The organism is Apibacter adventoris (genome assembly GCF_002964975.1).
Classification (GTDB): Bacteria; Bacteroidota; Bacteroidia; order Flavobacteriales; family Weeksellaceae; genus Apibacter; species Apibacter adventoris.
Window position 1 is genome coordinate 275,758 of sequence record NZ_PSZM01000046.1, and the last position, 16,015, is coordinate 291,772.

The window sequence follows — 16,015 nt, forward strand, 5'->3', positions numbered from 1 at the left end:
CGAGAGATAGGCAACTATACTATAATAGTGTACCTTTGCTATATGAAAGAAGAAAATCAAAGCAAAAATATACTATCTCGTTTAGCAATTGAAAGTCTGAACGCTATGCAGTTAGCGACTAAGGACGCGATAATGAAAGAGTCTGAAGTTGAAGTGTTATCACCCACAGGTTCTGGAAAAACACTGGCTTTTTTAACCCCTATTTTACAATTGCTCAATGAAAGCCTGTCCGATGTACAAGCTTTGGTGGTTGTACCTTCACGAGATTTGGCTTTACAGATAGAGCAGGTTTGGAAAAAAATGGGGACTTCATTTAAGGTGAATGTTTGTTATGGAGGGCATTCTATGAATACAGAATTGAAAAATTTAAATAATCCTCCGGCTCTGCTTATCGGAACCCCTGGAAGGCTCTATGATCATATAGAAAAGAAAACTTTTGATACATCTTCCGTTAAAATGTTGATACTAGACGAATTTGATAAATCTCTTCAATTAGGTTTTCATGAGGAAATGAGGAAAATTATCGAAAAACTTCCTAATCTAAAAAAGAAAATTCTTCTTTCAGCAACTTCCGATGTTGAGATTCCTGATTTTGTTGGAATGAAATCACCTTTAATACTTTCATATTTAAAAGAAGATAAAAAAGAATTACTTACAATTAAATTGGTTTTATCTCCAGAAAAAGATAAAATAAAAACATTGATTTCTCTTATTTGCTCGTTTAATTCAGAGCCTGCTTTAATTTTCTGTAATCACAGAGAAGCGACAGAAAGAGTTAGTGAATTTTTAAATAAAAATGGAATATTTTCCGGGTATTATCATGGAGGAATGGATCAAGAAGAACGAGAACGTATTTTAATTCAGTTTCGTAACGGAAGTTTAAATTATTTGGTTACTACAGATCTTGCAGCACGCGGATTGGATATTCCAGAAATGAATCATGTAATTCATTACCATATTCCGGGAAAAGAAAGCGAATTTATCCATCGTAACGGACGTACAGCTCGTATGCAGGCGAAAGGAAACGCCTATATTATACAATATAAAGAAGAACCATTACCCGATTATATTACCAATCATTTAGATATTTTATCTGTAAGTAACAAGAATCCATTGCCGAAACTTCCTGAATATAAAACGATTTATATTAGTGGAGGAAAAAAAAATAAATTGAATAAAGGAGATATTGTAGGGTTCTTTTTACAAAAAGGGAAGCTTGAAAAAAATGATGTAGGAATAATTGAAGTAAAAGATTTTATTTCTTTTGCAGCTGTGCGAAAATCTTCCGTTAAAACATTGTTGGAAAATGTAAGAGGAGAAAAAATGAAAGGTAAAAAATATAAAATTGAAATAGCTAGAAATGTAATTAAAAAAGAAGATTAAAATATATAATTATTTTTTTTAATTATTATTTAATATAAATTTTCAATAAAAAAAAGCATCTATTATTAGATGCTTTTTTATTGAGCGGAAGACGAGGGTCGAACTCGCGACATTCAGCTTGGAAGGCTGACGCTCTACCAACTGAGCTACTTCCGCTTATTTTCATTGCAATTTTACAACTTTTTTTCTATACATCAGTAATTTTATTCATTTTTTTTATGAGTGGAATAAAAAAAATAAATTTAAATTATTGGCTTGTAGTGTTTTATTGAGAAAATAAAAATTTTAAAATAAAGGATATATGCCTTTTAATAATTTTTAAATTTAAAATTATAAAACTATTTTTTCTCCCTGCACCGGAAATATTAATTTAATTCCATATACATTATTCTCTTGAAGTTCTTTTTTAATAGTATCGATATTATTTCCCGAAGGTTTTAAATGTGTTATAATAACAGGCAGGTTTTTTAAGTGATCTTTACCGGCATATGTGGCTAATTTACCAAGCTCTTCCTGTAAAAGAGCAGGGGTTAAATGTCCAAATAAAGAAGTTTCAGGCTGAGAATTGGGGAAGGATACTTCTATTAAAATAGCCAGTAATCGATGTTGGATAAGTAAAGGAGAAATACTTTTCCAAAGTATATCCAGTTGATTACTTTTTTCAATACGGTCGGCCCCGGTATCTCCTAAATATAAAATAGATTTTTGATCAGAGTTGATTAAAACGGCAGAACCTATATAGGGATTTCCATGGCTTAATTGGAAGATTTGTCCTTGAAGATGCGTGTTTTCTATTTTAAATTTTTCTAGAGGATTTAAAGAGATATATTTATATTTATTCAATATCGGAGGGTTTCCTTCATTGGCAAAATTGATCCAAGGGCCGTTAGTGAAATAAAAATTTTTTAATATATCGATTACCGGAGAAAGTCCATAAATGTTTTTTGGATTATCTTCCGGAGAGTTAATAATTAATCCAGCCAAATGATCTAAATGACCATGAGAAATAAAATATCCCTTAATATACTTTTTCAACACAGTATCTGAACTGACTTTAAAAGTTCCTTTCATAATAGCTTTATCTATTCCGGCATGTAAGGTACCTGCATCCAGAGATATAAATTCATTTTTATCTTTTTCACCTAATAAATAAGCAGATAAATTACTTTCATCTCTTCCTCCATATATCCCTAAGGGAATAAGATCGAAATTTTGAGCTTGAATAAATGAAAAAGATAATATAAATATAAAGAATACAGAAGAGTATGATTTCATTTTGAAAAGTTAAATATGTACAGCGAAAATAATACAAAGAGTTTTTCTATAAAAATAAAAAATCATAAATTAAAATTGTCACTCATATTATGAAATGTCAAAAAAATAAGAAAAAAATTTTTTATAAATAATTCATAAAAATATGTAATACAAGTGTATAGCTACATATGGGGCTATATATAGCAAGAAAAAAAGATCTTTTAAGAAAGGATAAAATAAAGGGAATCCCTATTTAGAAAAAATATTGTATTTTTGTAACCTAGAAACAAGTTTTTGTAGGTTTAACTTCTCCGTCAGTTTTCCAGCCATTATTTGTAATTTATAACAAAAAAATAACTATTTAGGTAGTTAAAATACATTATGACATTTAAAGATTTAAAAATTATTGAGCCTATTTTACGAGCTCTTAAAGAACAAAGATATTTAACCCCGACACCAATACAACAAAAAGCTATCCCCATATTATTACAAAAAAAAGATATATTAGGTTGTGCCCAAACTGGTACAGGTAAAACTGCTGCCTTTTCAATTCCGATAATTCAATTGTTAAGTCTAGAAAGAAATAAAAATAACAAGGATAGAGAAATTAAAGCACTAATTTTAACCCCCACACGGGAGTTAGCAATTCAAATTAATGATAGTTTTACAAAATATAATAAATATTTAGATATAAAACATACAGTAATTTTTGGAGGGGTAAAACAAAAAATTCAAGTTGATAACCTTCAAAAAGGGATTGAGGTTTTAATAGCAACTCCTGGTCGTTTATTAGACTTAATTCAACAAGGATTTATACAACTGAATAAAATTAAGTATTTTGTTTTAGATGAAGCTGATCGAATGTTGGACATGGGATTTATACACGATATTAAACGAATATTGCCTAAACTTCCTAAAGAGAAACAAACTTTGTTTTTTTCAGCGACTATGCCTCCGGTAATTTCAGGTTTGGCAAATTCTATATTACATAATCCTGTAAAAATAAAAGTAACTCCGGTTTCATCCACAGCAGATACTATTAAACAATCTATTTACTTTGTTGAAAAAGTTGAAAAAAAAGATTTATTAATCAGGCTAATAAAAGAAACCGATCAAAAATCCATATTGGTTTTTACAAGAACTAAATATGGGGCAGATAAAATTGCTCGAGTATTATGTAAAGCAAAAATAAATTCTGAAGCCATTCATGGAGATAAATCTCAGAATTCAAGACAAAGAGCACTAATAAATTTTAAAACAGGCAAAACACAAGTTCTGGTAGCTACAGATATTGCGGCCCGAGGAATAGATATTCATGAATTGGAATGGGTAATTAATTATGATTTACCTAATGTTCCGGAAACTTATGTTCATAGGATTGGAAGGACAGGCAGAGCCGGTAATAATGGAACGGCAATATCTTTTTGTGCTCAAGATGAGAGACCTTACTTGAAAGAGATTCAAAAGTTAATTGGAAAAAAGATAAAGGTAATTTCTTCAGAATTAGAGATTGTTTAGTATATAGGTCTGATTTTGAAAAACCTGCTTTATGAAACCATGAAGCAGGTTTTTTATTTTAGATAAAAGAGTTAGTATGATTTACAGATAGTACTATAAATTTTCATGTTTTTTTATGATAAAAAAGTATAATTATACAATATTAAATGTGGTTAATTCATTATATAATAAGTATTTATAAAAATATTTTTTGAATATTAAAATATTTTTATATTTAAGCAAAAAATAAATGATTATATATGCTTTACCATTAACACAAATAATAACAGAAACATTTACAAGTTTTGAATTATTATTAGCAGCTACACCCGTGTTGTTGTTAATTCTGCTTTTAGGTATATTAAAAATGGATGGGGAAAAAAGTGCGATCTTTACTTTAATTGTTACCATATTTATAGCTGTATGGGGATATCATTATTCTTTATCAGAAATCGGATTAACATTAGTTTATGGCATATTAAAAGCTATTTTTCCAATACTCATTATTATATTAATGGCAATTTTCAGCTATAATGTGCAAGTATATACCCAAAAAATGGAAGTTATTAAAGATCAGTTTTCATCAATTTCAACGAATAAAAGTATTCAGGTGCTATTATTAACTTGGGGGTTTGGAGGTCTTTTAGAAGGAATGGCAGGTTTTGGAACAGCTGTTGCCATTCCAGCTGCTATTTTAATCAGTTTAGGATTTAAGCCTATTTTTTCAGCTGTTGCCAGTTTAATTGCTAACAGTGTAGCTACGGGTTTTGGAGCAGTAGGAACGCCTATAATAGTATTAGCCAGAGAAATAGGAATGTCAGAACATTTGCAATCGATAAGTTCTGATGTAGTAATACAATTATCTGTATTAATGTTTTTAATTCCTTTTATATTAGTAACTCTTACAGACCGAAGATTAAATTCTATCCCTAGAAATATTTTTTTAAGTCTATTGGTAGGAGGAATTTCTTTAATAGTGCAGTATTTTTCAGCTTTGCTTATAGGAGCAGAAACCCCTGCTATCTTAGGGAGCTTAGCTTCAATTATTGTAATTATAGCTATTGGTAAAATAACGGAGACAAAAAAAAGTGAAAATAAAGTAATAAAAAAACATTCTTACAAAGAAATAATTCAAGCTTGGAGTATATATGGTTTAATATTAATTTTTATATTATTGACAGGACCTTTATTATCGATTAAAAAATCGTTAGACCCTATAGTTTCCTATACATTTAATCTAAATATTTATGATGCTATTTCGCAAACAGATAAAATCAGACATATTAAAATTTCTTTAATAGATACTGGGGTATTGTTATTTTTAGGTTCTATTTTAGGAGGATTGATACAAGGAGCTCGTTTAAAAGATTTATTATCTTTATTAGTGAGAACCCTATTACAACTTAAAAAAACCGTAATTACTGTAAGTGGTTTGATTACTTTATCTACTATAATGGATTTTTCTGGAATGATTGGAGTTTTAGGGATTTCCTTAGCTACTACAACTGGTTTTTTATATCCTTTATTTGCACCTTTGATCGGTTGTTTGGGAACTTTCCTTACGGGTAGTGACACTTCATCTAATATACTGTTTGGAAAATTACAAACTACTGTAGCAGATAGAATAGGTGCAGATAAAGGATGGCTGGCAGCTGCTAATGCTTCCGGGGCAACAGGAGGTAAAATTATATCCCCACAAAGTATTGCGGTTGCAACTTCTTCTTGTGGACAACAAGGAAAAGAAGGGGAGATAATGAAAAAAGCATTTCCTTATGCGTTACTTTATATTATTGTAGCCGGATTGATTGTTTATTTTGGTGGGTAAACATAAAAAAATATGATAAAATTTATATTAAATAATTTTTTAAAAACTATATATACGCTTTTAAATTAAGAGAATTATTTTTTACCATATCTTCATTAAATTATATGATATGTATTTAATTTAATTTTATAATTAATCTGTATTTTTACATAAAATATGTATATTTATTTATTAATTAAGTGTAATTTGATTTGTTTTATAACAAATAATTTTTAAGTATAATTATACCGAAATTTTAAGATAGATTTTAAATTTATAAATTATAAATAAAAAAAATATGAAAAAAATATCTTTGGCATTAGCTTTTTTTATAGGATGTTCTTATATGTTTTGTCAGTTGGCTATTGAAAAAAATGTAGGAGATTTTACTACCCTCAGAGTTTTCGATAAAATACCGGTTGAGTTAATTTCTTCATCTGAATGTAAAGTAGAAATAAGGGGAACTAAAAATGGAGATGTGCAAGTAATAAATAAAAATGGTGAATTAAAGATAAGAATGACCACACTAAAACTTTTAGCAGGAGATAATGTAAAAGTAAAAGTTTATTATAAACAGTTAAAAGATATTCAAGCAAGTGAAGGTGCTGTGATAAAAAGTAATGACAGGATCGAAGAAGGATCATTATCCTTAAATGTGAAAGAAGGAGCCAAAATAGAATTAGAAATAGAAGTTCAAAGATTAAAGGCTAATATAAACACAGGGGGAGAAATATATCTTACAGGAGAGTCAAAAGAGCAAGATATTGTTATTACTTCAGGTGGAAATTATTATTCAAAAGACTTAGATACCCAAAAAACGATGATTGCAATTAATGCAGGAGGAAATGCAGAGGTAAATGTTTCAGAAACTCTAGAAGCTAAAACTCGTGCTGGAGGTGTAATTGATGTTTATGGACGACCTAAACATGTAAACAAAAAAACACTTGCCGGGGGAAAAATAAATATAAATTAAATATATGAAAAAGTATTAAATATTGTTGTATTATATTAGTATAGGTTGTAAATTTACCTCCCTTTTCAAAAAAGGAATTAGAATATTAGTTTAATTAGTTTAGTTTAGATTGTAGCTAAAGAAATTAATTCTTTTGCTACAATTTTTTATTTAAAAGAAAGAGATTTTCTCACTCTTTGTAAAGTTTTATCTGCAATTTTTTTCGTTTTTTCTGCACCATCACATAATATTTCTTCCAATAAAGGCAAATGGCTCATATAATAATTATATTTTTCCCGAGCCTCTCCAAATTCTCTTAAAAGAACTTCAAATAGAGCTTTTTTAGCATGCCCATATCCATATCCTCCAGCTAAATAATTTTCTCTCATAATTTCAGTTTCTTCAGGTGTGGCTACCAGCTTATATATTGAAAAAGCATTACAAGTATCCGGGTTTTTAGGCTTTTCTAAAGGAGTAGAGTCAGTTACAATTGACATAATTTGCTTTTTCAATTCCTTTTCCGGGGCAAAAATTTGTAGGGTATTTCCACGAGATTTGCTCATTTTATTTCCGTCAATACCCGGAACATACATAGTATTTTGTTGTAATTTAGATTCAGGAAGTACTAAAACATCCCCGTGAGTATTATTAAATTTTTGAGCAACATCTCGTGTCATCTCTAAGTGTTGCAACTGATCTTTTCCAACAGGTACAACTTGAGCATCATATAATAAAATGTCTGCAGCCATCAACATAGGATAAGTAAATAAACCTGAATTAACATCTTCTAATCGATCTGCCTTATCTTTAAAACCATGAGCCAACGCTAATCTGCTATATGGAAAATAACATAATAAATACCACATTAATTCGGTTACCTGAGGTATATCTGATTGACGATAAAAAAAGGTTTTAGATGTATCTAAACCACAAGCCAGCCATGTAGCAGCAATTTCATATGTATTTTTTTTAAGTACTTCAGCATCTTTAATCTGAGTCATTGAATGTAAATTAGCAATGAAAAAGAATGATTCATTTTCTGAATTTTTACTTAATTGAATTGCTGGAACTATAGCGCCTAACAAATTACCTAAATGAGGAGTCCCGGTGCTTTGTATACCTGTTAATATTCTCATAAATTACTACTTAAAATACAAAATTACACATTATAGGATTTAAAACTGTTGTGTTAAAAATAATTATTTTTATTATGCTAGATAGTATTAAGTTTATAATCTTTATTTAAACCATTCTTTAGGAAAAACTTTAGGTCTGAAAAAATATGTCCAAGCTAAAATAATGGCTCCGATAGTGATAGAAGAATCTGCTACATTAAATATATAATTAAAGAATTGTATTTTTTTTCCGCCCCAAATAGGAAACCAATCAGGGAGAGAAGTATCTATTAAAGGAAAACGTAACATATCTACCACACAACCTCCAAAAAGCGGAGCATAACCTTTAAAATTCAATTTTGAAATCCCTAAATATTCTACCCATTTTCCTGAAACGGAATTATATGTAGTACCTGAATCAAATATGACTCCATAAAAAATACTGTCAATCAAATTTCCGATAGCACCTGCAAAAATTAATCCTGCGGGAATAATAAACAACCAAGAAGTTGCTTTTTTGGACCATTTATTTATATAATAAGCCATAAAACCAATTAAGACAAATCGTAACAAGCTTAATCCTATTTTTCCTAAAAAACCTCCTAATTGTACTCCATAGGCCATTCCCGGATTTTCAACATAAGTAAAGTAAAACCAATTAAATACTTTTACTTCATCATGTAGACTAAAGTGTGTTTTAATATAAATTTTAGAAGCTTGGTCAATTAAAAGGATAATAAAGGTTATCCATAAAACTTTTTTCATTCTATTGCTGCATATTTTTAGCTTCTATACTTAAGGTAGCATGAGGTACTGCTTTTAATCTTTCCTTACTAATTAATTTACCGGTTATTCTACAAATTCCATAGGTTTTATTTTCAATTCTTATTAAGGCATTTCGCAAATCCCTTAAAAATTTTTCCTGACGGGCGGCTAACTGTGCATTACTTTCTTTACTCATGGTTTCAGAGCCTTCTTCAAAAGCTTTAAAAGTTGGAGAAGTATCATCTGTCCCATTATTCAGGTCATTAACAAATGCTTCTTTAAGCATAGTTAAATCATTTTCGGCTTTTTCTATTTTGTCTAAAATGATAGTTTTAAATTCTTCCAGTTCTTCGTCAGAGTATCTTAATTTTTCTTCGGACATAGGTTTAAGTTTTTTTGAGTAAAATAGTTATTTTTATGTCATTAATATCTAATTCAGTTCCATTTAAAATAGTATTAGAAAATACTATATCCTGAGTTAAGGTTTCTGAACAGATATATTCTTTATTTTGACTAACAGCGTTTTCAATTTCTTTATTGGACTGAATTTCTAGATAAATTCTATCTGTAACTTCCAGTCCCTGGTTTTTTCGTAGGTTTTGAATTTTATTTACTAATTCTCTGGCTATTCCTTCAGATATTAAATCTGGAGTGAGGGATATATCCAGAGCTACAGTTAGTTTACCGTCAGAAATCATGGTCCATCCGGTAACATCCTGTGTTCGTATTTCTACATCATCTAAAGTTAATTTATAACCTTGTACCATGATACTTCCCTGAGCTTCAAAATCCTGAATTTGAGCATTAGTAAAGGTATTTAATTCTTCAGATACTTTTTTTAGATCTTTTCCTAATTTAGGTCCTAAAGTTTTGAAATTTGGTTTTAGTGCTTTACTAATAATATCTGAAGATTTTTTAGAATCTAATAATTGTATTTCTTTAACATTTACTTCTTGTTTAATGAGAGTAGATACAGATTCTATAATTTTTTGGGTTTGTAGATCTAAAACTGGAATTATAATTTTTTGTAATGGCTGACGTACTTTTATATTTTCTTTTTTTCGTAAAGAGAAAACCATACTGGTTATCTGCTGAGCAATATGAGTTTCTTTAAGTAATGATTCATTTATTTCAGAAGTATTTTTCTTAGGAAAATCTGATAGATGAACAGACTCGAAAGATTCTTTATGTGTTATATTATTAAGGTCTTGATATAGTCTGTCTGAAAAGAAAGGAGCTATAGGAGACATTAATTTAGATACTGTAATTAAGCATTGGTAAAGGGTTTGATAAGCAGATATTTTATCAGTTGAGTATTCTCCCTTCCAAAAACGTCTTCTTGAAAGTCTTACATACCAGTTGCTTAAATTATCTATCACAAAGCTATTTATTGTTCGAGCAGCTTTAGTAGGTTCATAGTCAGAGAGATATTCATCTACTTCTCCTATTAAAATATTTAATTCAGAAAGTATCCATTGGTCCAGTTCATTTCTTTCATGGAAAGGGATATCATTTTCTTCATACGTAAATTTATCTACATTGGCATATAGGGCAAAGAAAGAGTAAGTATTATAGAGTGTTCCAAATATTTTACGTCTTACTTCATCTATTCCTTCTAAATCGAAACGAAGATTATCCCAAGGTTGGGCATTAGATATCATATACCAACGGGTAGCATCGGGACCATACATGGCTAAAGTTTCAAATGGTTCCACTGCATTTCCCTTACTTTTGGACATTTTATTTCCGTTTTTGTCTAAGACTAGACCATTAGAAACAACATTTTTAAAGGTAATGCTATCAAATACTAAGGTTCCTATGGCATGTAAAGTATAGAACCATCCGCGAGTTTGATCTACTCCTTCACAGATAAAATCGGCTGGATAAAATTGATTATTATCAATAAGTTGTTTGTTTTCAAAAGGATAGTGCCATTGGGCATAAGGCATGGAACCTGAATCAAACCAAACGTCAATCAAATCATTTTCCCGTTTCATGGGTTTTCCGGATTTGGAAACAAGAATTATGGCATCTACAATATTTTTATGAAGATCTATTTTTTCATAATTTTCTTCTGAAAAATCGTTTATGATAAAGTCTTTGAAAGGATTATTCTGCATAAATCCTGCTTCGATAGATTCTTCTATTTTATGGATAAGTTCTTCTAGGGAACCAATTATAATTTCTTCTTTTTTATCTTCAGTCCTCCATATTGGTAGCGGAATTCCCCAATACCTAGATCGAGAAAGATTCCAGTCGTTAGCATTTTCAAGCCAATTACCAAACCTTCCTTCACCTGTAGCTTTAGGCTTCCAATTGATGGATTGGTTAAGTTCTGTCATTCTTTTTCGAACTTCGGGAATTTTTATGAACCAAGAGTCTAATGGATAATATAAAATAGGGGTGTCTGTTCGCCAACAATGTGGATAGTTGTGAACATATTTTTCCACTTTAAATGCTTTGTTTTCTATTTTTAATAAAATAGCTATTTCTACATCTATAGATTTTTCTGGAGCTTCACCGGGTTTATAATATTCATTTTTTACATATTTATTTCTAAATCCTTCCGGTAAAGATTCAATATATTTTCCTTGTAGATTTACCAGTGGCACCGGATTGTTGTTTTCATCCAAAACAAGTAAAGGAGGTACACCTTGTTCTTTAGACACACGTGCATCGTCTGCCCCAAACGTAGGGGCTGTATGAACTATTCCGGTTCCGTCTTCTGTCGTTACAAAATCTCCTTCTATTACAACAAAAGCATTTTCAGCATCTTTATATGGTAAAGCCCATGGAAGTAATTGCTCATATTTAATACCTAAAAGTTCTTTTCCTTTGTATTCTTTAAGAATCTTGTACGGAATTTCTTTGGTTTCTGAAGAAAAGCTTTTGAATTTTTCTTCAGATTCGGTTAGTTTGAATTTTTTTCCAAACTGATAGTTTATAAGATTTTTAGCTAATATTACATTTATTGGTTCAAAAGTATATTGATTGAAAGTTTTAATTAATACATAATCAATATTAGATCCAACAGTGAGGGCAGTATTAGATGGTAGTGTCCAAGGAGTAGTCGTCCAGGCAAGAAAATAAACGGCTCCTTCAACAGAATCAAATAGGGACGTAGTATCTTTTTTTGCTTTGAATTGTGCTACAATAGTTGTATCGGTAACATCTCGGTAACACCCGGGCATATTTAACTCATGAGAAGATAAGCCGGTTCCTGCTTTAGGAGAATAAGGCTGTACGGTATATCCTTTGTATAGTAGTTTTTTATTGTAAATTTCTTTTAATAGCCACCATACACTCTCCATGTATTTGGATTGATATGTTATATAAGGGTGTTTAAGATCTACCCAATAACCTATTTTTTCTGTTAAGGTGTTCCATACATCCGTATACCTCATAACAGCCTCTTTGCAGGCTTTGTTATATTCTTCTACTGATATTTTTTTTCCAATATCTTCTTTAGTGATGCCTAATTCTTTTTCTACGCCTAATTCTACAGGCAGTCCATGTGTGTCCCAACCGGCTTTTCTAAATACTTGTTTGCCTTTTAGGGTTTGGTAACGACAAAAAATGTCTTTGATTGTGCGTGCCATGACATGGTGTATTCCAGGCATACCATTTGCAGATGGAGGTCCTTCAAAAAAAACATATTTAACTTTTCCCTCACGACGTTCAACACTTTTCTGAAAAGTATGGTTTTGTTTCCAAAATTTTAAAACATCATCCGCAATTTTTATAAGGTCTAATCCGCTATATTCTTGAAATTTACTGTTCATTTTTATTTTAGCCTAGGGTAAAAATTAATTTGCGAATATAAAAAAAAAATATAAGTTTTCTGCTGTTTTTTTATGTTGAATGTGAATTATTTTAGTGGATTTGAGTCTTAAATTATAGATTGGTTTTTTACTATTTTTTCCCAAAATAATATAATCTTTAATTTAAAGTTATAAGTAAATTAAATTATAAGAAAAGTAATAAAGATTTTTTGTTAAATAATTGAATGTTAAATTTTTTTTTAATGATAAAATCATAAAATAAAACAGTTTTTAAATATTAGAAATTACTTTCCGAATTGATAAGTTAAATGTTAATCATAAGTTTTTTAAATATGGAAAGCTCTATATAATAAATATATAAAGGATGTTTTATTTACCGACTATAATAAAGGGGAAACTAATTTGGCTATAGAATTTCCGAATTTTATAAATTTATTTCTGTTTTTCCATTCTTTATAATCAAGTTCAATACTATTTTTTATATCTTCCATAAATGCTTCAGAGAGTTGTTGATTGGTTGTTTTGCTATATAATAAAGCACTAATTTCGAAATTCAGATCAAAGCTTCTCATGTCTATATTAGCAGATCCTACTACAGATAAGTTATTATCTGATACGATAGTTTTAGCATGTACAAAACCCTTGGTGTATCTGTATATTCTTACTCCGGCAGCTAATAATTCTTCATAATAGGCACAAGATGCTGCATTTACGATTATGCTATCGGATTTATAAGGTACGAGTAAACGTACATCTACTCCGCTAAGTGCAGAATATTTTAAAGCATTTACAATGGTTTCACTAGGAATTAGGTAGGGTGTGGTAAGATATAATCTTTCTTTACTTGACATGATGACTCCATTGTAGGCAAGCATTATGGTAGCTCTATCACTATCAGGTCCACTGGAAGCAATTTGTAAAAGTTCATAATTATGAGATTCTTTTTCTGAGCTGACAGGATGAAAATATTGTGTATCGTAAATATCAACTTTGTTTTTGGAACAAAAATTCCAATCGTTTAAAAAAGTAAATTGTAAACCATTTACAGCCTCTCCTTTTATCATAAGATGCGTGTCACGCCAATAAAGGGTATTGTCTGGAGTATTTATATATTTATCGTTAACATTTATTCCTCCTAAAAATCCTGTTTCTGAATCTATAATAATTATTTTTCGGTGATTTCTATAGTTCATTCTGTTAGCTAAAGCATATAGTTTAATTTGGTAAAAAGCAGCTACTTGAACTCCACCATTAATTAATTCTTTATACATTCTTTTCCTTAGTTCATGGCTACCAAAATCATCAAATATGAAACGAACAACAACTCCTTCTTGTGCTTTTTTAATGAGAATATCTTTAATTTTATTTCCTATTTTGTCATCAGAAAAGATATAATATTGTATATGTATGTGATGTTTAGCTTTTTTTAATTCTGATAATACGACTTCAAATTTGTTTTCCCCGTTTATTAATAATTCTGTTTTTTCTGCAGTGTATAATGCTGATAATGAGTCTTTCAATAGCATACGGATAGGTAGTGTCTTTCCTTCTAAGAGCTTTGCATGATCTTTTATTCTTTGTTCTGTATTTTTAAGTATAATTTTTTTTGTGTTATTGTAATAAGTTTTATTTTTTGTATATTTTCTTTTATATAATTTTTCTAATCTATAATTTACTCCAATAGAAAAATATAAAATACATCCTACAATAGGCAAAGCTAGAACTAATAGTAGATATCCTAAAGCTTTGGAAGGACTTTCCGTGTCTTTTATTATTTTTACAATTGTATATAGAATTATTAAAATGTAAAGTATAATTCCTACAATAAACGCAAGTTGTGAGAAATCTAAAGATTTAATCCAATTAACCATTAATATTTTTTCTATTAAATATGTAACTATTAATGGTAAAGTTAATAAAATAATAAATAGAATTTTTTTAATCTAATAAGAAAAATAACACAAAACTATTATTATTAATTTTTATAATATTTGAATTGTCAAAGTTTTCAATTTTATTTTAAGGCAATATCTAAAAAAAATTATATTGGGAACTTTATTTATACGTAGTGTTAAAAGTCTTTTTATAAGTTAAATATTTACAACTTATGTTATTATAAATTGTAAAAATATTAATTTAAAAGGATAAAAATAATTTTTAAGTTGAAGTGGTTGTATCTTCGGTATTTAGATAATCCCAGTCACCTTTAGTTCTCATTACTTGTTCTATTACATCTCTTACACAACCCTTACCTCCTTTTAAGGGAGAAATATAGTCAGCAATAGATAAAATTTCAGAACATGCATCTTTAGGCGCCGCTCCAACTCCTACCCGGGTCATGACATCATAGTCGGGTAGATCATCCCCCATATAAAGAATTTCCTGAGGTTTTAAATTATATTTATATAAAAAATCTTCTAAATCGTCCCATTTGTGTTTGGAGTCCAGATATATATCTGTGATACCTAGATAGTTAAGTCTGCTTACTACAGATTGATCTCTACCTCCTGTAATAACGGCAATTTTATATCCTTTTTTTATGGCAAACTGTAATACAAATCCGTCTTTAGTATTCATACTACGGATCATTTCATTATTTATTAATATAATACTACCGTCTGTCATCACTCCATCTACATCAAATACGAAAGCATTAATATGATTTAGTTTTTCTTTATAATTAATCATGATAAGTTTTAATTATAGATTCTGTGATTAGCTTATATATTTGGTATCTTGTAGAATTAGGATCTGACTCTAAAATTTGTAAATGTTTATTAATAATTTCTTCATCTTGTCTTTTAGCAGGTCCCGTTTGAGCTTCAAAAGGAGACATGTTATTTTGAATCTTATCTACAGTTTCTTTTATTAAAGGTACTAATATGTTAAAAGGAATTCCTTGTTTTTTGCATATTTCTCCGGCAATGTAATATAAGTGATTTGTGAAATTACTGGCCCATACGGCAGACATGTGTACGGGTAATCTTTTTTCGTACGGCATTACATAAACTTCTTCGGATATCCGTTTACCTAGGGAAATCAATTCATTTTGATCATTTATATTTTCAGCTTCCACTAAAAAAGGAATTTCGTCATATTTTATGTTTTTGTTTTTTGAAAATGTTTGTAACGGGTAAAATACCCCTTTTCTGTATTTACCTTTAAGTGCAGTAATGGGTGTTGCACCAGAAGTGTGTACAACTAAACAGTCTTCAAATGGAATGTAATAAGAAATTTCCGGTATTGCTTTGTCACTGGTACATATAATGTAAATATCGGCTTTTTCAATTTCTGAAATTTTATCGGTATATTTAATATTATAATTATTTGCCAGATCTTGAGCTTTTTCTAAGGTGCGATTAAAAATTTGAACTACATTTAGCGTATTTTCTAATAGAGCTCTTGTTAAATGGAAAGCTACATTACCAGCTCCTACTATTACAATTTTTCTACTACTCATTTT

12 protein-coding genes and 1 tRNA gene are annotated in these 16,015 nt (G+C 29.5%); 4 read left to right on the top strand and 9 right to left on the bottom strand.

Going from position 1 to position 16,015, the window contains the following annotated elements; translation table 11 throughout:
- Positions 1 to 42: 42 nt before the first annotated feature.
- Positions 43 to 1,383 (top strand): DEAD/DEAH box helicase, encoded by a 1,341-nt coding sequence (locus tag C4S77_RS11725; RefSeq protein ID WP_105247698.1) that lies wholly within the window; start codon positions 43 to 45, stop codon positions 1,381 to 1,383.
- A gap of 83 nt (positions 1,384 to 1,466) precedes the next feature.
- On the opposite strand, the gene C4S77_RS11730 is transcribed toward C4S77_RS11725, so the two are convergent.
- Positions 1,467 to 1,539 (bottom strand) — tRNA-Gly (locus tag C4S77_RS11730).
- Positions 1,540 to 1,713: 174 nt separating this feature from the next.
- Entirely contained in the window at positions 1,714 to 2,658 is a 945-nt protein-coding gene (locus C4S77_RS11735) for an MBL fold metallo-hydrolase (RefSeq protein WP_105247699.1), read from the bottom strand.
- Positions 2,659 to 3,018: 360 nt separating this feature from the next.
- On the opposite strand from C4S77_RS11735, the gene C4S77_RS11740 reads away from it, so the two are divergent.
- The 3 genes from C4S77_RS11740 (at position 3,019) to C4S77_RS11750 (ending at position 6,911) form a co-directional block, all read left to right on the top strand.
- Positions 3,019 to 4,155, top strand: a complete 1,137-nt coding sequence (locus tag C4S77_RS11740; RefSeq protein WP_105247700.1) for a DEAD/DEAH box helicase — start codon at positions 3,019 to 3,021, stop codon at positions 4,153 to 4,155.
- Positions 4,156 to 4,384: 229 nt separating this feature from the next.
- Positions 4,385 to 5,959 carry an L-lactate permease gene (locus tag C4S77_RS11745; RefSeq protein WP_181042887.1) on the top strand — a complete coding sequence of 525 codons (1,575 nt, stop codon included), beginning with the start codon at positions 4,385 to 4,387 and terminating at the stop codon, positions 5,957 to 5,959.
- Positions 5,960 to 6,236: 277 nt separating this feature from the next.
- The gene (locus C4S77_RS11750) at positions 6,237 to 6,911 is read left to right on the top strand and encodes a head GIN domain-containing protein (RefSeq protein ID WP_105247701.1); all 675 of its coding nucleotides are present in this window, start codon (positions 6,237 to 6,239) and stop codon (positions 6,909 to 6,911) included.
- A gap of 146 nt (positions 6,912 to 7,057) precedes the next feature.
- Here C4S77_RS11750 and trpS read toward each other — a convergent pair whose 3' ends face one another.
- The 7 genes from trpS to C4S77_RS11785 form a co-directional block, all read right to left on the bottom strand.
- Positions 7,058 to 8,026: a tryptophan--tRNA ligase gene (gene trpS / locus C4S77_RS11755; RefSeq protein ID WP_105247702.1), complete on the bottom strand. Its 969-nt coding sequence runs from the start codon at positions 8,024 to 8,026 to the stop codon at positions 7,058 to 7,060.
- Positions 8,027 to 8,128: 102 nt separating this feature from the next.
- Positions 8,129 to 8,770, bottom strand: coding sequence for a lipoprotein signal peptidase (locus C4S77_RS11760; protein WP_105247703.1), 642 nt, complete (start codon positions 8,768 to 8,770; stop codon positions 8,129 to 8,131).
- Position 8,771: 1 nt separating this feature from the next.
- Positions 8,772 to 9,152: a TraR/DksA family transcriptional regulator gene (locus C4S77_RS11765; RefSeq protein WP_105191481.1), complete on the bottom strand. Its 381-nt coding sequence runs from the start codon at positions 9,150 to 9,152 to the stop codon at positions 8,772 to 8,774.
- A 4-nt stretch (positions 9,153 to 9,156) separates the two neighbouring features.
- On the bottom strand, positions 9,157 to 12,552 hold the full coding sequence (gene ileS, locus C4S77_RS11770) for an isoleucine--tRNA ligase (RefSeq protein ID WP_105247704.1): 3,396 nt from the start codon (positions 12,550 to 12,552) through the stop codon (positions 9,157 to 9,159).
- A 380-nt stretch (positions 12,553 to 12,932) separates the two neighbouring features.
- Positions 12,933 to 14,423, bottom strand: coding sequence for a cardiolipin synthase (gene cls, locus C4S77_RS11775; RefSeq protein WP_221404957.1), 1,491 nt, complete (start codon positions 14,421 to 14,423; stop codon positions 12,933 to 12,935).
- 286 nt (positions 14,424 to 14,709) lie between these two features.
- Positions 14,710 to 15,237 carry a KdsC family phosphatase gene (locus C4S77_RS11780; protein ID WP_105247820.1) on the bottom strand — a complete coding sequence of 176 codons (528 nt, stop codon included), beginning with the start codon at positions 15,235 to 15,237 and terminating at the stop codon, positions 14,710 to 14,712.
- On the bottom strand, positions 15,233 to 16,012 hold the full coding sequence (locus C4S77_RS11785; RefSeq protein WP_105191477.1) for a Rossmann-like and DUF2520 domain-containing protein: 780 nt from the start codon (positions 16,010 to 16,012) through the stop codon (positions 15,233 to 15,235). The genes C4S77_RS11780 and C4S77_RS11785 overlap by 5 nt, the downstream gene beginning before the upstream one ends.
- Positions 16,013 to 16,015: the final 3 nt, after the last annotated feature.

What these genes read in the sequence shown, in the direction of transcription:
- C4S77_RS11725 (WP_105247698.1), top strand. Translation starts at nt 43, where the DNA reads ATGAAAGAAGAAAATCAAAGCAAAAATATACTATCTCGTTTAGCAATT.
- C4S77_RS11735 (WP_105247699.1), bottom strand. Translation starts at nt 2,658, where the DNA reads ATGAAATCATACTCTTCTGTATTCTTTATATTTATATTATCTTTTTCA.
- C4S77_RS11740 (WP_105247700.1), top strand. Translation starts at nt 3,019, where the DNA reads ATGACATTTAAAGATTTAAAAATTATTGAGCCTATTTTACGAGCTCTT.
- C4S77_RS11745 (WP_181042887.1), top strand. Translation starts at nt 4,385, where the DNA reads ATGATTATATATGCTTTACCATTAACACAAATAATAACAGAAACATTT.
- C4S77_RS11750 (WP_105247701.1), top strand. Translation starts at nt 6,237, where the DNA reads ATGAAAAAAATATCTTTGGCATTAGCTTTTTTTATAGGATGTTCTTAT.
- trpS (WP_105247702.1), bottom strand. Translation starts at nt 8,026, where the DNA reads ATGAGAATATTAACAGGTATACAAAGCACCGGGACTCCTCATTTAGGT.
- C4S77_RS11760 (WP_105247703.1), bottom strand. Translation starts at nt 8,770, where the DNA reads ATGAAAAAAGTTTTATGGATAACCTTTATTATCCTTTTAATTGACCAA.
- C4S77_RS11765 (WP_105191481.1), bottom strand. Translation starts at nt 9,152, where the DNA reads ATGTCCGAAGAAAAATTAAGATACTCTGACGAAGAACTGGAAGAATTT.
- ileS (WP_105247704.1), bottom strand. Translation starts at nt 12,552, where the DNA reads ATGAACAGTAAATTTCAAGAATATAGCGGATTAGACCTTATAAAAATT.
- cls (WP_221404957.1), bottom strand. Translation starts at nt 14,423, where the DNA reads ATGGTTAATTGGATTAAATCTTTAGATTTCTCACAACTTGCGTTTATT.
- C4S77_RS11785 (WP_105191477.1), bottom strand. Translation starts at nt 16,012, where the DNA reads ATGAGTAGTAGAAAAATTGTAATAGTAGGAGCTGGTAATGTAGCTTTC.